The organism is Bradyrhizobium sp. LMTR 3 (genome assembly GCF_001693485.1).
Taxonomy (GTDB): domain Bacteria; phylum Pseudomonadota; class Alphaproteobacteria; order Rhizobiales; family Xanthobacteraceae; genus Bradyrhizobium.
In genome coordinates this window covers 236,943-257,043 of the sequence record NZ_MAXC01000043.1, presented here as the reverse complement: position 1 = coordinate 257,043, position 20,101 = coordinate 236,943, and the positions used below count along the sequence as shown (strand labels likewise).

12 protein-coding genes are annotated in these 20,101 nt (G+C 62.0%); 8 read left to right on the top strand and 4 right to left on the bottom strand.

The window, feature by feature from the left end; genetic code table 11:
• The first annotated feature begins 93 nt into the window (after positions 1–93).
• On the top strand, positions 94–1,059 hold the full coding sequence (locus tag LMTR3_RS24725) for a Bug family tripartite tricarboxylate transporter substrate binding protein (RefSeq protein WP_065747848.1): 966 nt from the start codon (positions 94–96) through the stop codon (positions 1,057–1,059).
• 3 nt (positions 1,060–1,062) lie between these two features.
• Here the strand turns inward: LMTR3_RS24725 and LMTR3_RS24720 are convergent, their stop codons facing one another.
• Complete coding sequence (locus tag LMTR3_RS24720; RefSeq protein ID WP_065747595.1) at positions 1,063–2,586, bottom strand: permease; 1,524 nt, start codon at positions 2,584–2,586, stop codon at positions 1,063–1,065.
• Positions 2,583–3,335: an ABC transporter ATP-binding protein gene (locus LMTR3_RS24715; protein WP_065747594.1), complete on the bottom strand. Its 753-nt coding sequence runs from the start codon at positions 3,333–3,335 to the stop codon at positions 2,583–2,585. Before LMTR3_RS24715 ends, LMTR3_RS24720 begins: the two co-directional genes overlap by 4 nt.
• A 288-nt stretch (positions 3,336–3,623) precedes the next feature.
• Between LMTR3_RS24715 and LMTR3_RS24710 the strand changes: the two genes are divergently transcribed.
• The 6 genes from LMTR3_RS24710 (at position 3,624) to LMTR3_RS24685 (ending at position 10,485) form a co-directional block, all read left to right on the top strand.
• Positions 3,624–4,499, top strand: a complete 876-nt coding sequence (locus tag LMTR3_RS24710; RefSeq protein ID WP_065733248.1) for a branched-chain amino acid ABC transporter permease — start codon at positions 3,624–3,626, stop codon at positions 4,497–4,499.
• Positions 4,499–5,650, top strand: coding sequence for a branched-chain amino acid ABC transporter permease (locus LMTR3_RS24705; protein WP_065747593.1), 1,152 nt, complete (start codon positions 4,499–4,501; stop codon positions 5,648–5,650). The genes LMTR3_RS24710 and LMTR3_RS24705 overlap by 1 nt, the downstream gene beginning before the upstream one ends.
• Positions 5,647–6,405: an ABC transporter ATP-binding protein gene (locus tag LMTR3_RS24700; RefSeq protein ID WP_028351788.1), complete on the top strand. Its 759-nt coding sequence runs from the start codon at positions 5,647–5,649 to the stop codon at positions 6,403–6,405. Before LMTR3_RS24705 ends, LMTR3_RS24700 begins: the two co-directional genes overlap by 4 nt.
• A gap of 10 nt (positions 6,406–6,415) precedes the next feature.
• Positions 6,416–7,195, top strand: coding sequence for an ABC transporter ATP-binding protein (locus LMTR3_RS24695; protein WP_065747592.1), 780 nt, complete (start codon positions 6,416–6,418; stop codon positions 7,193–7,195).
• Positions 7,196–7,355: 160 nt separating this feature from the next.
• Positions 7,356–9,194 (top strand): AMP-dependent synthetase/ligase, encoded by a 1,839-nt coding sequence (locus LMTR3_RS24690; RefSeq protein ID WP_065747591.1) that lies wholly within the window; start codon positions 7,356–7,358, stop codon positions 9,192–9,194.
• Between the two features lie 91 nt (positions 9,195–9,285).
• A complete protein-coding gene (locus LMTR3_RS24685; protein ID WP_065747590.1) occupies positions 9,286–10,485 on the top strand; it encodes an ABC transporter substrate-binding protein in 1,200 nt (399 codons plus the stop codon).
• A 187-nt stretch (positions 10,486–10,672) separates the two neighbouring features.
• Here LMTR3_RS24685 and LMTR3_RS24680 read toward each other — a convergent pair whose 3' ends face one another.
• Positions 10,673–12,853, bottom strand: coding sequence for a PQQ-dependent dehydrogenase, methanol/ethanol family (locus LMTR3_RS24680; protein WP_084029792.1), 2,181 nt, complete (start codon positions 12,851–12,853; stop codon positions 10,673–10,675).
• Between the two features lie 248 nt (positions 12,854–13,101).
• Complete coding sequence (locus LMTR3_RS24675) at positions 13,102–13,905, bottom strand: transglutaminase-like cysteine peptidase (RefSeq protein ID WP_084029791.1); 804 nt, start codon at positions 13,903–13,905, stop codon at positions 13,102–13,104.
• A gap of 696 nt (positions 13,906–14,601) precedes the next feature.
• Between LMTR3_RS24675 and LMTR3_RS24670 the strand changes: the two genes are divergently transcribed.
• Positions 14,602–20,094: a VCBS domain-containing protein gene (locus LMTR3_RS24670; protein WP_065747589.1), complete on the top strand. Its 5,493-nt coding sequence runs from the start codon at positions 14,602–14,604 to the stop codon at positions 20,092–20,094.
• The last annotated feature ends 7 nt before the right edge of the window (positions 20,095–20,101 follow it).

Here is a 20,101-nt window from a genome sequence, read left to right as displayed (position 1 = left end):
GCGACTTTGCCGCATGGCAAGCTGCGTCGAAAGCGGTCATCTTCCCTGCACAAGTCCTCCAAGAAGGACGAATATTTCGTGGGGCGGAACACCATGGCAAAGCGTCACGTCGTTGCGATCTGGCTTGCATCCTTGGCACTCACGCCGGCCTTGGCCGAGGAATTCCCCAACCGTCCGATCACCTGGGTCGTGCCGTTCGCGCCGGGCGGCATCACCGACACGACCTCGCGCATCGTGGCCGAGGAAATGTCGAAGACGCTCGGCCAGTCCGTTGTGATCGATAACCGGGCCGGCGGCGGCGGCACTGTCGGCACCGAGCAGGTGGCGCGCTCGAAACCCGATGGCTACACGATGATCTATGGCACGCAGGGTACGATGGCGGCCAATGTTACGCTGCGCAAAAACCTGTCCTATGATCCGCTCACGAATTTCCTGCCGGTGCACCTTGTCGGAGAAAGCCCGAACTTGTTCGTGGCCTATCACGGCGCGCCATATAATTCGGTTCCGGAGTTCATCGCCTACGCCAAACAGAATCCGGGCAAGGTGACGTTCTCCTCCTCCGGCGTCGGCACCGCAACGCATCTGGTCGCCGAACTGTTCAAGACGGTGGCCGGCATCGAGATGCAACATGTGCCCTACCGGGGCAGCGCGCCGGCATTGAACGACATGATCGCCGGGCGCGTCGACGTGATGTTCGACTATCCGGTTTCGGTCGGCCCCCATGTCGAGGCCGGCAAGCTGAAGGTGCTGGCGACCACCGCGCCGGAACGTCTGCGCGCATTTCCGAACGTGCCGACCATGGCCGAACTCGGCATGAAGGACATGACCACCCAGAGCTGGTCCTCGATCATGGTACCCGCGGGCACGCCTGCGGCGGTGGTCGATAAACTGGCAGAAGCCGCGCATGCGGCGCTGTCGTCGGAACGCGTGCGTACGCATTTCGAAAAGATCGGCACCCGCCCGATGATGCTGCAAAAGGCCGAGACGATCCCGTTCATTGAGAAGGAGATCAAACGCTGGGGCGACGTGATCGAGCGGGCGGGGTTGGAGAAGCAGTAGTCTCTAAGCTCGCCGCGGGCTGATCTTCCACGTCGCAGCCAGGATCGCCGCGGTGATCGCCCCGCTGATCACGGCGGCAACCGGGATCGTGACGGCGAGGGCTGACGTCGCGGCCCAGCCGATCGAGCAGAAGGCTTCGGCGAAGGTTGCCAGCCGCGACGAGGTCTGGCGGCGGCGGAACTGGGTGCGCTTGGCCTGCACGCGGAACCAGAGCTGGATCCCGGCGGCGGAGACGGTCGCGATAATGACGCCGAGCGCGGTGACGATCGCCTGCGTCAAGGAGGCAAACGCAAGGGCTGCGACCAGCGGCGTGAAGATGGCGCCGATTGAGATCAGCACTACTTCGATCTTGGCGCGGATCACGCGCGAGGGCGGCAGCGGTGCGGTTGCGACCAGGTCGGCGGCATCCTCTCCTGATATCGTCAGCCATGCGAGGCCGCCGGCAAGCTGGCCCGCCGCCATCACGATCACGGGCGTGACCAGCACGATCGCGCTAGAGCTTTCGGAAAAACTTCGCCACAGCATCAGGGCGGGCGGCACCAGATACAGCAATTGCATCAGGCTTTGCGACAGCAGCCACGGGTCGCGCCGCAGCAGCACGAACTCCTTGGTGCGTAGCGCCCGTTGCCGCGAGCCGCCGCGAAATGCCGTGGCGCGCGGCCCGCGACGGACAGCGCGCGTGGTTGCGGCGACACGGACGACGGTATCGGCAAATCGCGGCGAAAAGGCCGCCATCACCGCGCCGAGCAGCAGGAGCCCACCGGCCATCAGCCATGACAGCACCACGCCGTCGCCGATCGCCGCGCGCGCTGGCCACCACAGCGGACTGTCGAGATCAGGGGCATAGGCTGAAGCGGCATCGGAGGTCAGCACGGTAAAGCGAGACAACGTGCCGTAAGAAAGGATGGCCGCGACCTGGAGCGCGATGACGAAGCCGGCGCCGATGACGGCGGCCACGATCTGTGCGACGAGGCGGGTGCGGCTCGGGCCGATCAGCCTGAACAGCAGCACGGTGATCGCGATCGCTACCGCTGCGGCCGAAAGACCGATGGCAACGACGACCCCGAATGACGAAAGCCAGCGCGCGCCGCCGCCGATCACGAGAACGTCGACAAAAGGCGTCGACAGCAGCAGCGCCATTCCGATGACGGATAGCGCGATCGCCGCGATCCGAACCGAGAACACGTTGGCGAGGTTCGCCGGTGACGACATCAGGAGGTCGAGATCGGCGCGGGCGTAAAACACCCGCGTCACGGATTCGATCGCCTGCGACAGCATCAAGGCCCAGGCGAGAAAGATGGTCGCGGTGATGACGATCAGTTCGGACTTGCCTAACGGTGCCTGCAAATCCGCGAACCGGCCGATCACCGCATAGGCCGGCAGGTGCATGATGGCAGCGAACACGACCAGGGCGATGATCGCGCGCTTTCGTTTTCCCCGGCTGCCGGTCATCATGGCCAGCCATTCGCGCCAAGCCAGCCGGATTTCGTGCCGGGCAAACCAGGTGAGCGCCGCGGCCGAACTCATGCGGCTGCCGCCCCGGCGTCGACGAGCGCGATGAACATGTCTTCGAGGCTGGTGTCGCCGCGGCCATTCTGCTGGCGCAGCTCGCTGAGCGTACCCTCGGCCACCAGCCGCCCCGCGGCGATGACGCCGATTCGGTCGGCCATCCGCTCGGCGACTTCGAGAATATGCGTCGTCATGATCACGGTGCAGCCGGAGCGGACGCGCTCCTGCAGCAATCCCTTGACGTGTCGCGCCGACAGCGCGTCGAGCCCGGTCAGCGGCTCGTCCAGGATGATCAGCCGGGGGTCGTGAACCAGTGCGCCGGCGAGCGCCACCTTCTGCCGCATGCCTTTGGAAAATCCCTCGCAGCGTTCGTGCAGATGCGGCTCGAGGCCGAGCGACGCCAGAAGCTGGTGAGCGGAAGTTTCGGAAGTTGCGGGGTCGATGCCCCACAGGCCGGCGACGAATTCGAGATATTCCAGCGGCGTCAGCTTGTCGTAGATCATGGGCTCGTCGGAAACCCAGGCCATGATCTGCTTGGCGGCGACGGGATCGGCAAGCGCATCGATGCCCCATATCGCGACAGAGCCTGCGTCGGGCTTGAGCAGACCGGCGACCATGCGCAAGGTCGTGGTCTTGCCGGCGCCGTTGGGGCCGAGCAGGGCATAGAACTCGCCGGTGCGAACGGTGAGGTCGAGCGCATCGACCGCCGGGCGGTCAAAACTCTTCGTTAACCCTCGCACCTCGAGCGCCGATACATCCGCCTTCATGATTCGGAACGATCCAGTTGTTCGTCGCGGACCATGAACCGAAGAGCTTTCGGCGCGGTGAATCTGGTGGACCAAATCGCGCCGACCCCCGCAACTTCCCGGGGCTGCGGCATTTCTCCGCAATTGTTAACGGCGCTGTTCGCAGCGCTTTGTTGACAGCGGTCGGCGCTTTGGGCTCAATGCAGCGGGACATATGCGGCTGCAGGCATCGTGGATGCCGGGCAGCGTGTAGACACAAGATGCGAAAGAGGCGATCGACAGAATCGCCCGGCATCGGGGAGGGAAATGATGCTGGACTTCGTTCAGCAGCTCGTGAGTGGCATCGCGCTCGGCTGCGTCTATGGCCTGATCGCGCTCGGTTTCGTGCTCATTTACAAGGCAACCGAGGTCGTCAATTTCGCCCAAGGCGATTTGATGATGCTGGGCGGATTCTTCGCCTTCACATTCATCGGCATGCTCGGTCTTAACTACTGGCTTGGATTCGCCGGCGCGGTTGCGGCCATGGCCCTGTTCGGCATGCTGGCCGAACGCGTCGTGGTGCGCCCGATTCTCGGTTATCCGCAGTTTTCCATCATCATGGCGACGATCGGGCTCGGATACTTCCTGCGCTCCGTGGTCGGCATGATCTGGGGCACCGACGATTTCAAGATCGAGACGCCGTTCAGCGATGGCGTGTTACGAATCGGCTCGCTGGTGCTGGCATACGACAAGCTGTCGGTGATCGCCGCGACTATTATCCTTTGCGCGCTGCTGTACCTGTTCTTCAATCGCACCACGCTCGGCACCGCAATGCGCGCCAGCTCTGAGAACATGCTGGCTGCCTACTACATGGGCATTCCGGTCAAGCGCGTGGTCTCGATCGTGTGGGCGATCGCTGCGGCGGTCGCGACAGCCGCCGGCGTGCTGTTGGCGCCGATCACCTTTATTCACTCCAATGTCGGACTGGTGCTGGGCCTGAAAGCATTTCCCGCCGCCGTGCTCGGCGGTTTCGGCTCGATCCCCGGCGCCGTGGTCGGAGGCGTGCTGATCGGCGTGATCGAGAGCATGGCCGGGTTCTACCTGCCGCAGGGCTGGAAGGACGTCGCCCCTTACATCGTCCTTCTGGTGGTGCTGCTGCTCAAGCCCGAAGGCCTGTTTGGTGTTCACATGCGGAAGAAGGTCTAATGCGTTTTCTCTTCAAGACGGACTACGAAGACGACATCAAACTGATTCCGCACAGCGGCTACGTCGTCTCCTACGGTATCCTGCTGGCGTTTCTCCTGATCGCACCGTTCGTGCTTTCCAGCTATCTCGTCAGCCAACTGGTGTTCGTCTGCATCTATGCGATGGTCGGCGTGGGATTGATGATCCTCACCGGCTTCACCGGGCAGGCCTCGCTCGGGCACGCCGCCTTTCTGGCGATCGGCGCGTACACGGCGGCCTATCTGCAGCAGTACAACGTGCCGTTTCCGGTCTATTTCCTGGCCGGCGGCCTGTTAACCGGCGTGGTCGGCGCGCTGGTCGGATTTCCGGCGCTGCGGCTGACGGGCATCTATCTCGTCATCGCGACGATTTCCTTTGCCTTCATCGTTGAAGAGGTGCTGGCGCGCTGGGAAAGCGTAACCCACGGCAACGAAGGCATGCGGGTCAAGACGCTCAGCCTGTTCGGGCAGGCGGTGCCGCAAAACGGCCCGACCTTCTACTATCTCTGTCTTGCCGTACTGACCCTCACCATCGTCGGCACGCTCAATCTGCTGCGCTCGCCGACAGGACGCGCCTTCGTCGCGATCCGCGACAGCGAAACCGCGGCGCGCAGCATGGGCGTCAACGTGTCGCTCTACAAAGTGAAGTCGTTTGCGATCAGCGCGGCGATCACAGGCCTCGCCGGCGTGCTGTTCGCGCACAAGCTCTCCTTCATCTCGCCGGAAATGTTCACGCTGCAGCTCTCGATCGAGTTCATCATCGTGATCCTGATCGGCGGCGCCTTCAGCCTGCACGGCGCGGTGTTAGGTGCAATCTTTCTGGTCATGATCGATCCGTTCCTGACGTACCTGAAGGACGATTTGCCCGGCATCATCGCCGGCATCGCCGCAACCTTCGGCGCCGACAGCATTACGGCGGGCAAGATTCACGGCAACGTCGCCGCCGTTGCGTCCGCCAATGGCCTGAAGGGCGCCATCTACGGGGTGATCATCGTGCTGTTCGTGCTGTTCGAGCCGCTCGGTCTCTACGGCCGCTGGCTGAAGATAAAACTCTTCTTCCAGCTCTTCCCGCTCTACAAGCGCGCCACCTTCAAACGCCAGAAGATCTACGTGAAATCGGAGCGGAACCGATGAGCTATTTCCGTGCCGAAAATCTCTCTCTTCACTTCGGCGGCTTGAAGGCGGTCGATTCCGTCAGCTTCGCCGTGGAGAAGGGCGAGATACTCTCGATCATCGGCCCGAACGGCGCCGGCAAGAGTTCAATCTTCAACCTGATCTCGCGGATTTATCCGCCGACCTCGGGCAGGATCTTCTTCGAGGACCAGGATATTACCAATCAGCCGGCCTACGATATCGCAGGCCTCGGCATCGCCCGCACGTTCCAGAACATCGAATTGTTCGAGAATGCGACCATGCTGAGCAATCTATTGGTCGGCCGGCACCGCCACTCCACCACGCGGCTCTGGCAGGAATTGCTGTTCCTGCCGAGCGTGCGCGCCGGCGAAAAGATGCATCGCCGCCGCGTCGAGCAGGTGATCGAATTCCTCGATCTCGAAGCCTATCGCGACAAGCTGATCTCGGGGCTGCCTTACGGCGTCCGCAAGGTGATCGAGCTGGCGCGCGCGCTGTGCTCCGAGCCGAAGCTGATCCTCCTGGACGAGCCGTCCTCCGGGCTCAACGTCGAGGAGACCGAGGACATGTCGTTCTGGATCCGCGACATGAAGACCGAGCTTGGCATCACCGTCTTGATGGTCGAGCACGACATGACGCTGGTCAACCGCGTCTCCGACCGCGTGATTGCGCTCAACTATGGCCGCGTGCTCGCGATGGGCTCGCCGTCCGAGGTGCAGCGCCATCCCGACGTCGTCGCTGCCTATCTCGGCGCATGAGGATGATGCCATGAGCGCTTCCGACATCATCCTCAAGCTCAGCAATATCGAGAGCTATTACGGGCCGATCATGGCCATCCGCGGCATCAGCCTGGAGGTACCGCGCGGCCGCATCGTTACCTTGCTCGGCGCCAACGGCGCCGGCAAGACCACGGTGCTCAAGACCATCTCCGGCATTCTCGATCCGCAGAAAGGCTCGATCGAGTTTCTGGGCAAGCCGATCCAGCGCATGGAAGCCGACAGGATCGTCCGGCTGGGCTTGAGCCACGTGCCGGAGGGGCGCGAGGTGTTTCCGTTCCTCTCGGTGCGCGAAAATCTGATGATGGGCGCCTACCCGCGCAAGGATCGGGCCGGCGTCGCCGAGGATCTCGATCGCGTCTACGGCTATTTCCCGCGGCTGAAGGAACGCATCAATCAGCCGGCCGGGCAGCTTTCCGGCGGCGAGCAGCAGATGCTGGCGATCGGGCGGGCGCTGATGAACCGGCCGACCCTACTACTTTTGGACGAGCCCTCGCTCGGCCTGTCGCCGATTCTGGTGAAAGAGATCTTCACCATCATCAAGCGCGTCAACGAGGAACAGGGCATGTCGATCCTGCTGGTCGAGCAGAACGCCAAGGTAGCGCTGGAGACCGCGCATTACGGCTATGTGCTGGAAATCGGCCGGGTCGTGATGAACGATACCTGCGAGCGGCTGATGAGTTCAAAGGACATCCAGGAATTCTATCTCGGCGCCAAGGAAGAAGGCGCCCGCGGCGAGCGGCGCTGGAAAAAGAAGAAGACGTGGCGTTAGAAGACTTAGAACACCTGGCGTTAGAAGATCTGGCGTTAACCGTCGCAGTCAAAAGCATGGCGTTAAGAACTAGTTAGAGCTAAATTCGAGCCCTGCTTCGAAAACCAAGACCGGTTCGAACACCGGCACCGGAGGCGGGCGACAGAGGGAGGAGATGCGCATGGCCAGACCGGCAGTGCTGACGGTCGCCGACACGATCGCGAAGAGCTTCTTGCTGTCCGTGGAAACACGCGGCGACCGGCCGGCGATCCGCGAAAAGAAGTTCGGCATCTGGCAGCCGACCAGTTGGCGCGAATGGCTGCAGATATCCAAGGACGTGGCCTATGGCCTGCATGCCAGCGGGTTCCGGCCGGGGGACGTCGCCTCGATCATCGCCAACGCCGTGCCGGAATGGGTCTATGCCGACATGGGCATCCTCTGCGCCGGCGGCGTTTCGTCCGGCATCTACCCGACCGACTCCTCGTCGCAGGTTGAATATTTGATCAACGATTCTTCGACCAAGGTGATCTTCGCCGAGGACGAGGAACAGCTCGACAAGATCCTCGCCTGCCGTTCGCGTTGCCCGACTCTGCAGAAGATCGTCGTGTTCGACATGGAAGGCCTGACCGGTTTCAGCGACCCGATGGTGTTGTCGCTGGCCGAGTTCATGGCGCTCGGCCGCAACCACGAGCAGGATAATGAGGCGCTGTGGGACGAGATGATCGGAAGCCGCAGCGCAGGCGATCTCGCCATCCTGGTCTACACCTCGGGCACCACCGGCCCACCCAAGGGCGCCATGCATTCCAACCGCAGCGTGACGCACCAGATGCGCCACGCCAATGACCTGTTTCCGTCGACCGACAACGAGGAACGGCTGGTGTTCCTGCCGCTCTGCCACGTCGCCGAGCGGATCGGCGGCTATTACGTCTCGCTGGCGCTGGGATCGGTGATGAATTTCGCCGAGAGCCCGGAGACCGTGCCGGATAATCTGCGCGAGGTGCAGCCGACCGCCTTCCTCGCGGTGCCGAGAATTTGGGAAAAGTTCTATTCCGGAATCACGATCGCGCTGAAGGATGCGACCACGTTCCAGAACTGGATGTACCGCAACGCGCTCGCCATCGGCAATCGGATGACCGAGTACAAGCTGCAGGGCGATACGCCGCCACTGTCCTTGCGGCTGGCCAACCGCGCCGCCTATTGGCTGGTGTTCCGCAACATCCGCCGCATGCTCGGGCTCGATCGGTGCCGGCTGGCCTTTACCGGCGCGGCCCCGATCGCGCCGGACCTGATCCGCTGGTATCTCGCGCTCGGCCTCGACATGCGCGAAGTCTACGGCCAGACCGAGAATTGCGGCGTCGCGACCATCATGCCGCCCGATCGCATCAAGCTCGGGTCGGTCGGCAAGGCCGCGCCGTGGGGCGAGGTTGCGATCTCGCCGCAGGGCGAAATCCTGATCCGCGGCGACTTTCTGTTCATGGGCTATCTGAATCAGCCGGAGAAGACCGCCGAGACCATCGACGCCAAGGGATGGTTGCACACCGGCGACGTCGGCTCGATCGACAATGAAGGCTTCGTCAAGATCACTGACCGGATGAAGGACATCATCATCACCTCGGGCGGCAAGAACATCACGCCGTCGGAGATCGAGAACCAGTTGAAATTCTCGCCTTACGTTTCGGACGCCGTGGTGATCGGCGACAAGCGGCCGTATTTGACCTGCCTCGTGATGATCGACCAGGAGAATGTCGAGAAGTACGCGCAGGACCACGATATTCCGTTCACCAATTATGCCAGCCTGTGCCGTGCGCAGGAGATCCAGGACCTGATCCAGCGTGAGATCGAGGCGGTCAATGCGAACTTCGCGCGCGTCGAAACCATCAAGAAGTTCTACCTCATCGAGCGTCAGTTGACTCCCGAGGACGAGGAACTGACGCCGACCATGAAGCTGAAGCGCAGCTTCGTGAACAAGCGCTACGCCGCCGAGATCGACGCCATGTATCGCGAACGGGCGGTGGCGTAGGCGGACATTTGGAACGAAGTATTTGAAAACGGCGAAGGACCGAGAAGGCCCCACCCTTCGCGCAACACGGGCCAAGGAAGAGGAGACTGCAATGTCGAAATCGTTCAAGGCGCTGGGCCTTGCGGTGAGCGCCCTTGCGCTGACCCAATTGCCGGCCGCAGCCCAAACCAAGGTTACCGATCAAGGCATCTCGGCCAATGAGATCGTCATCGGTACCCATCAGGACCTGTCCGGTCCGATCAAGGTCTGGGGCGTGCCGGTATCCAACGGCATGAAGATGGCGGTGGAAGAGATCAATGCTGCCGGCGGCATCCACGGCCGCAAGATCAAGCTGGTCCTGGAGGACAGCGGCTACGATCCGAAGCGCGCTGTGCTGGCGTCGCAGAAGATGGTCGAGCGCGACAAGGTTTTCGCGATGGTCGGTCCGATGGGTTCGCCGACGGTGCTGGCGTCGCAGGATATTCTGTTCGATGCAGGCGTGCTGCAGCTATTCCCGCTGACGGCTGCAGAATTTACCTTCAAGTTCGATCCGGCGAAGCCGCAGGAAAGGCTGAAGTTCAACAATCTGCTGCCCTACGTCGAAAGCACGCGCGCCGCCGTCAAATACATGATCGAAGCGAAGAACTTCAAGAAGCCGTGCATCATGTATCAGGACGACGAGTACGGAAAGAACGTGCTCGACGGCTTCAACCAGCAGGTCGCGGCGATGAAGCTGACGGCCGCTTCCGTCACGAGCTACAAGCGCGGCGCTTCCGACTTCAGCGCGCAGGTCGCCAAGATGAAGTCCGACGGTTGCGATATGGTCGTGCTCGGCACCGTGATCCGCGAAACCATCGGCGCGATGGGCGAGGCCAAGAAGCTCGGCTGGGACGTCACCTTCCTCGGTGCGACGCCAACCAACGTGCTCGAAGTGCCGGCGCTCGGCAAGGAAGCCGTCGAAGGCCTTTACGCCGCGTCCGGCTTCGAAATTCCGTACGAGGATACGGCAAAGGGCAAGGTCAAGGACTGGCTTGCCAACTACAAGAAGATGTTCGGCTCGGACGCCAATACCCAGGCGATCATCGGCTACAATGCCATGACGACCTTCGCCTTCTATGCCAACAAGGCGGGCAAGGACCTGACCGGCCAGAAGATGATGGATGCGCTGGAATCCGGTGAGCAGTTCCGTGACATCTTCAACTCGCCGCCCAGCAAGTTCTCCAAGACCAACCACCTCGCCAACACCATCACCCAGGTCCAGCAGATCAAGAACGGCCGCTGGGTGCTGGTCAAGGAGGGCCTGATGTTCTGAGGGGCGCTTCGCTCTAGCGACAGGACTTCAACGAGAAAGGGCTGCGCGGGACGATCGCGCAGCCTTTTTGTTTGTGCTCTTATCTTCGACGGCAAACGCCGTCATTGCGAGGAGCGAAGCGACGAAGCAATCCATCTCTCCGCTTGTGGCGCTATGGATTGCTTCGCTTCGCTCGCAATGACGGTTTTCACTTCGGCCTTATCGCGTCCGCGGTGCCTTGGATGAAGGCTTGGATCTTCACCACGTCGGCTTCGGTCAGCTTGCCGGTGAAGTCGGGCATGCCCTGATCGTGGAACGGGCCCTTGAACACGAAGTTCTTCAGGTTCTCGATCGTCTCCTTGGAGACATAGCCGAGATTCCTGACATTGCCGCCCTTGTCGACGCCGGGCACGCCATGGCACTGGGCGCAGGCGGTGACATAGAGCGCAGTGCCTTCGGGAACGTCCTTCGGATCGTACTTGACGCCGGCGAGCAGGCCTTCGGTCTGGTACTTCACGAAGGCCGGCGGCGGCGCTTTGCCGTCGAGCGCGAACGTGTAGACGGTACCCGGGCTCTGCAACTCGGTGGCGCGGGCGGCAATTCCGAACACGCCGCCCCAGCCGACCGCGATCGAGACATACTGCTTGCCGTCGACGATATAGGTCGAGGCAGCCGCAACCACGCCGGTACCGACCGGCGTCTCCCAGAGCTTTTCGCCCGTCGTGGCGTTGTAGGCGATGAAGCGGCCGTCCGCAGTGCCCTGGAAAACGAGGTTGCCCGCCGTGGTGAGCGTGCCGCCGTTCCACGGCGCCACGTATTCCGCGCGCCAGGCTTCCTTCTGCTTCACCGGGTCCCAGGCGAGCAGGCGGCCGAATGGCGCGCTCTTCGGCGGTGTCGCGTTGAGCATGAAGCCAACGTTCCAGCCCGCCGCGGAAGCGAATTTGCCAGGCTCCTGTGCGTTATGCTTGACCGCCTTTTCCGGCGTGAGATTCACCGGAATGTTCTGCGCCGGCAGATAGACGAGGCCGGTCTGCGGGTTGAACGACATCGGATGCCAGTTGTGGGCGCCGTACGGGCCCGGGATGCTGTCATACTGTTCCCTCCCGCGCGCCTCCTTCACCTCGATCGGCCGGCCGTTGGCGTCGTAGCCGGTCGCCCAGTTCACATCGACGAAGTTCTTGGCCGAGATGAACTTGCCGTTGGTGCGGTCGACGACGAAGAAGAAGCCGTTTTTCGGCGCGTGCAGGATCACCTTGCGCGGCGTGCCGTCGATGGTGAGATCGGCGAGGATCATCGGCTGGGTGGAGGTGTAGTCCCAGTGATCGCCGGGCGTCTCCTGATAGTGCCAGACGTATTTTCCGGTGTCGGCGTTCAGCGCGACCAGCGAGGCCAGATAGAGGTTGTCGCCGCCGGACGGGCTGCGCACATCCCGATTCCACGGTGAGCCGTTGCCGGTGCCGATATAGACGAGGTTGAGGTCTGGATCGAAGGTGATGGTATCCCACGCCGTTCCGCCGCCGCCGTTGATCCAGTATTTGCCGGCGGGGTCCCAGGTCTTGGCTGCAGCCGCCATCGATTCATCTTCGAACGGTTTTGACGGATCGCCCGGCACCGTGAACCAGCGCCAGGCCTGGTTGCCGGTTTCGGCGTCGTAAGCAGTGACGTAGCCGCGGGCGCCGTATTCCGCGCCGCCATTGCCGATCACGACCTTGCCGTTGAACACGCGCGGCGCGCCGGTGATGGTGTAGGAATGCTCCTTGTCGATCAGCGTGTCCTTTTCCCAGACCACTTTGCCAGTGACGGCATCGAGCGCGATCAGCCGCCCGTCATAGACGCCGACGAACACCTTGCCTTTCCAGAGCGCGACGCCGCGATTGACCACGTCACAGCAGCCTTTGTAGCCCTTTGTGCGATCGACCTTCGGATCGTACGTCCAGAGCCGCTTGCCGGTGCGGGCATCGATGGCGTGCACCACGCTCCAGGACGCGGTCTGATACATGACGCCGTCGACAACGACCGGCGTCGCCTCGACGCCGCGGGAGGATTCCAGCGGATAGCTCCACACCAGTCCCAGCTTCTTCACGTTGTCGGCGTTGATCTGGTTGAGCTTGGAAAAGCGAGTCTCGGCATAGTCGAGGCCGATGGTCGGCCAGTCGCTCGATGTCGCGGTGTTGGCCTTGATCGATGCGCCGTCGACCGCCGAAGTAACCGCTTTGATGTGCTCGGGCGATCCCTTGGCGGGTGTCTGCGCAAGGGCTGTGCTGCAGCCCAGCGTCAGGCCCAGCCCGATTGCGATCACGGCTTGTGCAAGGCGCGCCGGCCGATGGGAAGTAACGGCAATTTCAGGAAATAAAAGGCAAGCGGAATCAACGCGCGGCAAACGTGTCATCTCATTCCCTCCCAGTGATCTCTAGCGGATCTGGTGGAATGCTATGCCGGTGAGAAGGATCGCGTCAATCAACGCGATGCGCGAAACGAAAAATAGAAAATTTGTCTCGCATGTTTTGAGCGAGCGTTCTTACCGAACGGATGCAAGCTGGCATACCGGCTGCAGCGCAGCATGGGCCGTGAGGCAGGGAAGATCAGGTAAGGAAAGCAGATCGTTGCCTGCCGTCGCCGCGCAACAATTGCGCGCCGTCATTCAGTCGGCACGTTCGAATGACCGGTCGGCGGAGCGGCCAGAGAACTCAAGACAAGCGGAGCCGCCAGCGTACTGCCCGAGGCGTCGGCTAGCAGCGGAGCATCGGCATATCGCATCACGCCGTGCTGACCGATGACGAATGTCGGCCGAAAGTTTCTGACGTCGGCATCCCGGACCATGGCCATGCGGCGATTGTCGAGCATCAACCAGCTCCCATCCAGCCGCGCGGCAGCCACCGCATGGTCCTCGCCGTGGATGGTATCGTGCAGTACCACGATCCTGAGATCGTCGGACGCGAGGCCGGCGCGGCGCAAGGCTATGAATTTCGCAATCGCATAATCCTCGCAGTCGCCGCCGCCGCGCGCGAGCGTTGAGAGCGGCGGCGTCCAGACGTCGGTCTGGCCGTGCTGGGCGAGATCGCTCATCGGCCGGATGGCGAGATTGACGGCGCGGTTGATTTCGCCGAGCCGCGCGCGGCCTTCGCGCAAGCGCGCGGCGTCGACAATGTCGAGGAATCTCAGTGCGGCCGGAGACACGCAGCCGTCACGGTCGCCTTCGCAGAGCGCAAGCTGCACCATTTCGTCGTCGAGCCGGCGCTGTACGCCGAGCCATTTGTCGCGCAGCCCGCCGGCGGCGAGGGAAGATGCCGCAAGTCCAAACGGCTCGGCCGACCGCTGGATCATCTCCACCGGCGCGGATGGCTCGCCCGTCTCCGCGCGCAGGTCGACTGGCCCGAACCAGGCCAGCCCGCACGCGATGATGCCCGCACGCCATGCGCGTGCATAGACTGACAACCCCATCTGACACCCCTTGTCCGGGTATCGGCGGGCTTGCTCTGCCTGCTCGTGCCCAGATCATTTCAGAACGGACAGGATGGGCAACGGCGCTTTTGATCCGTTTAAAACGAGAGGAGGCCTATCGGAAGTTTGCGAAGGAGCGTGAACGCGGCCTTGCGGGTTTGCAGATGATTTTATCGATCCACTCAGATCGGCGCTCATCAGGGCCGCTCGGCTATCCGAGACAGGATGCGGACACGGCGCAAAAGTTTATGGTTGCGCAAGGGTCACAGGTCACTCGAATTAACCTTACCCACGGGATTGCTCGGTGCGCGATTACAACCCTTCCCGGATCTTGCGGAGGGGATGCCGGTCCACATGCGCATCCGACGATCGGGTGGAGTGACCCAGCTTTGGGTGCCCACATCATCCTACGGGAAAGCGGCATTCAGTGCGGAGCGGCAAGGATAAGCTATTCAGACTGCTTATCTTTATGCGTTGCGAACGCCGTGCCCATTTTTCGATCGGTCCCGGGCCAAGCCCGCCTTTTCCTCGCCACACTTCCGCCGGACACCTTTTCCGGACTTTTTCGGTCCTGTTGCAGACATACCCCATATCGAGGGTATTCGCGGCATGCCTGCTTTTGTGTTCCTTACCTGCATGGTATGAAAACCCCGCAGGGAAATTTCATACTTCTTAACCATTTAGATTGGTGTTCCATTGAACTACGCCGGCAAATTCGGATCGGGCGACCTCGCCCCTTTTTCCGGCGCGGATATTGGCTCTAGCCCTCTTCTGTCATCGCACGGCCATCTTCCTTCCCATGGCAAGCTCCATGTCGACAAAGTTTCGACACATGCGCCGTCCGACGCCATAATTATTCCTGATGCTGATCTGCTCTTCAGCGGCGACTTCAAGCGATCGGGCGTCGACCTGATCCTCAGCAGCAGCGACCGCGAGCTCGTGCTGCGCGATTACTTCAAGGGCGAGAAGCGCGCTGCGCTGGCCTCGCCCGATGGCGCCCATCTCACCGGCGACATCGTCAACGCGCTGAGCGGGCACACCCAGTTCGCGCAAGCCGACGGCAGTCCCAGCGTCGCGCCGCCTGTGATCGGGCATGTCACCAAGCTGACGGGGCATGCGACCGCGATCCGCAACGGCGTCTCGATCATCCTGAACCAGGGCGAAACCGTCCATAAGGGCGACGTCGTCCAGTCCGGCTCCGATTCGACGCTCGGCATCACCTTCATCGACGGCACCGTGTTCGGCCTCGCATCGAACGCCCGGATGGTGCTGAACGAGATGGTCTACGACCCCAACGGGTCGGACAACAGGTCGCTGCTCAGCCTGGTGCAGGGCACGATCTCGTTCGTCGCCGGCGCCACCGCCAAGAAAGGCGACATGAAGGTCGACACCCCGGTCGCGACCATGGGCATCCGCGGCACCGCGGTGCTGGTCGAGATCGACTTCGAGGTGCCGGGCCAGGGTGGTGCGCCGCCGGCGAAGTTCCAGGTGCTGGTCGAGCCCGACGGCACCACCGGCTCCTACATCCTGTTCGACAAGACCACGCTGACGCCGATCGCGACCGTCAACCAGGCCGGCACGCAGACGATCGTCAGCGGCCAGGGCACGGTCAGCTTCCAATCGTCGGTGCAGCTATCGCCCGACGCGCAGAAGATCATCAGCGACGTGTTCTCGCTGAAGTTCACCGACCTGAACAACCCGAACACCAAGCTCACCACCAACTTTACCGATTCGATCGTTCCGGAAACATTGTTCATCAAGCTGGCCGGCGGGGATTTCATTCCCGTGACGCTTCAGCTACTCAACATCCCGAGCGGGGCTACTCCCCCTGTGGATCCGGGACCGCCCCCCAGGCTCGTGCATATTCCAGGGCCGCCGCTGGCCGCGGCGCACGGCGGCGCGGTTACCGAACGAATCGATGTGACCGCGAGCTCCGCGCTCGATAGCATCTCGGGCACCGTCAACTACATCGACATCAACGTCGGCGACACGCCGACCGTCAGTACGCAGTTTTCTTCCTTCGTCTATCAGGACGCGCAGGGCACCGACGTCACCGCCACGCTGACGGCGCAGCAACTGGCTGCGATCGAAGCGGTCGAAGTGCCGCTATCCGTGGTGCAGGATCCCAACGGCAAGAACATCGGTACGGCGACATGGACCTACAACATCGCCGACGGCGCGTTCGACTTCCTCGCCGCCGGCGAGACGCTGAAGCTGACCTACATGGCGCGGGTCGACAACAATTATGCGCCGAGCAACGAGACGACGTTTGTGCCGTTTACGATCGTCGTCACCGGCACCAACGACAAGCCGACGATTTCTTCAACCGGCGGCGAAATCATCGAGCAGATCGGCACCGGCAACACCGCGGTCGACACCGTAACCGGCACTGTCGTCTTTACCGACGCCGATTTGACCGACCGTCCGGTCGTTAGCGCAGCGATCTCGGCCAGCGATCCGTTCCGCTACTACGACGCAGAAGACAAGGACATCACCGCGACGCTGACGCCGGAACAGTTGGCGGCAATTCAGGCCGTCCTGGTGCCGCTGACCGTGGTGCAGGCTTCCGGAAACGGCAACAACGGCACGGCGACCTGGACTTACAGCATTGCCGACAGTGCGTTCGACTTCATCGCCGACGGCGAAACGCTGAACCTCAACTATGTCGCCCAGGTCGACGACGGTCACGGCGGCGTCATCTCGACGCCGATCACCGTGTCGATCCAGGGCGGGGAAGTCGTGGTCATCGGCACCAACGATCTTCCGGTCATCGTCGACGACTTGACCACGGCCACTGACGCGGTGACGGAGGATGAAGCGCCAACGCTGGTCGCCGGCGGCACCATCACGTTCCAGGACCTCGACCTGACCGACACCCACGCCGCGACTTTTGTTCTCAAATCGTCGAATGCCAATGCCAATCTGCCGGGCTATTCGGAGGCGGCGCCACTCAGCGCGATCGGGACATTCACACTCACATCGGTGAGCGAGAATCCCGGCGTCACCACTATTGGCTCGATCGGCTGGAGCTTCGCGCTTAACAACAACGATCCAGTGCTGCAGTCGCTGGCGGTCGGGCAAACCATCACTCAAGTCTACGCCGTCACCTTCGATGATCACCACGGCGGCACCGTCACGCAGGACGTCACGGTTACCATTACCGGCACCAACGACGCACCGACCATCGTCGCGGGATCGACCACCGCGAGTGGGGGTGTTACTGAAGATACCGTCGTCGCGTCCGGCGAGATCGAGACGTCGGGCACGATCGCGATCCAGGACCTTGACCTGATCGACACCCACACGGCGACGTGGGAGTTCAAGTCGTCGGCTTCGAACGAGCATCTGCCAGGGTTTGAGAATACGCACATCGGTACGTTCACCATCGATCCGTCGGTGACCGAGAGCACCAGCGACATCCACAACGGTGCCACGCTGGGCTGGAGCTTCACGCTTAACAACAACGATGCGGTGCTGCAGTCGCTGGCGCTGGGCCAGACCATCACCCAGGTCTACACCGTCACCTTCGCTGATCACCACGGTGGCACCGTCACGCAGGACGTCACGGTTACCATTACCGGCACCAACGACGCACCGACCATCGTCGCGGGATCGACCACCGCGAACGGGGATGTTACCGAAGATACCGCCGTCGCGTCCGGTGAAATCGAGACGTCTGGCACGATCGCGATCCAGGACCTCGACCTGATCGACACCCACACGGCGACGTGGGAGTTCAAGTCGTCGGCTTCGAACGAGCATCTGCCAGGGTTTGACGAGGGCGATACGCATATAGGTACGTTCACCATCGATCCGTCGGTGACCGAGAGCACCAGCGACATCTACAACGGTGCCACGCTGGGCTGGAGCTTCACGCTTAACAACAACGATGCGGTGCTGCAGTCGCTGGCCCTGGGTCAGACCATCACTCAGGTCTACACCGTCACCTTCACCGACAATAACGGCGCATCGATACAGCAGGATGTCACGGTCTCCATTACCGGTATAAACGACGCTGCGACGATCGACGGCAAATCGACCGGTTCGCTGGTGGAGGACGCTACCAGCGTCATCAACAGCGGCGAGGTGGTTGCGCTCGACACGGACAGCGGCGTGCTGGCGGTGCACGATGTCGACAACGGCGAAGGCTACTTCCAGGCAGTCGATCCGGCCTCGCTGGCCGGCCAGTACGGCACCTTCACCTTCGACAGCGTCACGGGCGCATGGACCTACCAGGTCGACAATTCCAAGATCCAGCATCTGGGTGAGGACGATACCGCGACCGATACGCTGACGGTGACGTCGTTCGACGGCACGGCGCATCAGGACATCGTCGTCACCATTGCCGGTACCAACGATGCGCCGGTCCTCAGCGGCTCCGACCTCGCGTCGCCCTATTCTGCAAGCGGAAGCCCGGTTGCGCTCGTCAGCAATGTTACTGCAAGTGACGTCGACAGCGCCAATTATGACGGCGGATCGCTGACAGCGGCGATGACCGCAGGCGGGCACGAAGGCGATACGCTGTCCATTGCGGAAAACCAGTACATCACGGTCAGTGGCAACGACGTGATGTACGATGCGGACGGTGAAGGCTCCGGCGCGGCTGTACAGATCGGAACGCTCTCGTACGACCATAGCAGCCTGACGGTGACGCTGAACGGTGTGGCCGACGATGCGGCCGTCGCCGCGCTAACCAAAGCGATCGAGTTCTCGAATTCCGAGAACAATCCGGTCGCCGGCGAGCGCACCGTGACGTTCACGCTCAACGATGGCGGCGGTACCGCCAACGGCGGCCATGACTCCGATTCTTTCACTGCGACGGTCAACGTCACAGGCAGCAGCAACGCGACGGTTGTCGGCGACCTCACTGGCAGCGTGTTTGAGGATGACAACTACATCGACGCCAGCGGTCATATAGTCGCAAACGATGTCGATGAAGGCTTGCTCACCGTGCTGGACGACGACAGCGAGGAGGACCATTTCCAAGCGGTAGATCCGGCTGCATTGACAGGCACCTACGGCGACTTCACCTTCGACGAGACCTCTGGGGGCTGGACCTATACACTGGTCCACGATCGGGTGGACCACCTCGCAGTGGACGAGATCAAGCACGATAAACTGACCGTGACGACTGCCGATGGCACGACGCAGGTCATCGATATCACCGTCCATGGAACCAACGACGCACCGGTGCTCGTAGCTGACGACCTTACGGCAATCTACGGAGCGAATGGTCCTGCAGTTGTGGTGGCGACCAATGTGTCGGTGAGCGATATCGACAGCGCCGACTACAACGGTGGATCGTTGACCGTGTTGCTGAATGGCGGACACGACGGCGATATTTTGTCGATCTGGCCCGACCAATACATTTCGGTTACCGGCACCACCATCATGTTCGATGCCGACGGTACCGGAGATCTTTTTGACGCTGTCGCGATCGGCACAACGAGCGACGCCATCGGCTACCTGGCGATCGACCTGAACAGCAACGCCACAAACGAGGCTATTGCCCACTTGGCCGAGGCGGTCCGGTTCCAGAGCACCAGCTCGGAGGCCGGCACGCGCACTGTGATGTTCGCGCTTACCGATGGCGACGGCACCGAATACAACGGCGAGGACACAGGTTTGCTGTCTACGACGGTCAACGTCACGGCCGCTCCGCCGGTTGACAACCAGGCGCCGCTGATCTCGACCAACAATCTGCAAACTGAAGAGGTTCGCGAGACCACAACTCCGCCGTCGACCGACAAGGTTACCATTGCGGTCACCGACGGGTTCGGCGCCACCGACACCGTGAACTTCATCTTCGACGAGGCAGGCACGGGCCCGGATATCACGCTGGTGGGCACGGACGGCAAGGACGTGATTTTTGCGACCGACTACACCGACACGCTCACGGGTGGCGCGGGCGCGGACCAGTTCGTGTTCAGGGCGGGCTCCGGTGACGACACCATCACCGACTTCACGCTTGGCGAAGACAAGATCGATTTATTCGACCATTTGCCGTTCGATGCAGGCGATGCCGACTCGTTCGACGCATGGATCGCTAACGATGCTGAAGTCAAGCAGGTGGCCAGCGGTACCGTGATTCATCTCGATGGAGGCGACTCGATTCTGCTTACGAATGTCAGTCGCGCCAACCTCCATATGAATGATTTCATCTTGCATCCCGGCGGGGCCGGCAACTGATCGCAAT

Coding starts and splice junctions, on each gene's coding strand:
- LMTR3_RS24725 (WP_065747848.1), top strand. CDS start 94: ATGGCAAAGCGTCACGTCGTTGCGATCTGGCTTGCATCCTTGGCACTC.
- LMTR3_RS24720 (WP_065747595.1), bottom strand. CDS start 2,586: ATGAGTTCGGCCGCGGCGCTCACCTGGTTTGCCCGGCACGAAATCCGG.
- LMTR3_RS24715 (WP_065747594.1), bottom strand. CDS start 3,335: ATGAAGGCGGATGTATCGGCGCTCGAGGTGCGAGGGTTAACGAAGAGT.
- LMTR3_RS24695 (WP_065747592.1), top strand. CDS start 6,416: ATGAGCGCTTCCGACATCATCCTCAAGCTCAGCAATATCGAGAGCTAT.
- LMTR3_RS24705 (WP_065747593.1), top strand. CDS start 4,499: ATGCGTTTTCTCTTCAAGACGGACTACGAAGACGACATCAAACTGATT.
- LMTR3_RS24690 (WP_065747591.1), top strand. CDS start 7,356: ATGGCCAGACCGGCAGTGCTGACGGTCGCCGACACGATCGCGAAGAGC.
- LMTR3_RS24685 (WP_065747590.1), top strand. CDS start 9,286: ATGTCGAAATCGTTCAAGGCGCTGGGCCTTGCGGTGAGCGCCCTTGCG.
- LMTR3_RS24680 (WP_084029792.1), bottom strand. CDS start 12,853: ATGACACGTTTGCCGCGCGTTGATTCCGCTTGCCTTTTATTTCCTGAA.
- LMTR3_RS24675 (WP_084029791.1), bottom strand. CDS start 13,905: ATGGGGTTGTCAGTCTATGCACGCGCATGGCGTGCGGGCATCATCGCG.
- LMTR3_RS24700 (WP_028351788.1), top strand. CDS start 5,647: ATGAGCTATTTCCGTGCCGAAAATCTCTCTCTTCACTTCGGCGGCTTG.
- LMTR3_RS24710 (WP_065733248.1), top strand. CDS start 3,624: ATGCTGGACTTCGTTCAGCAGCTCGTGAGTGGCATCGCGCTCGGCTGC.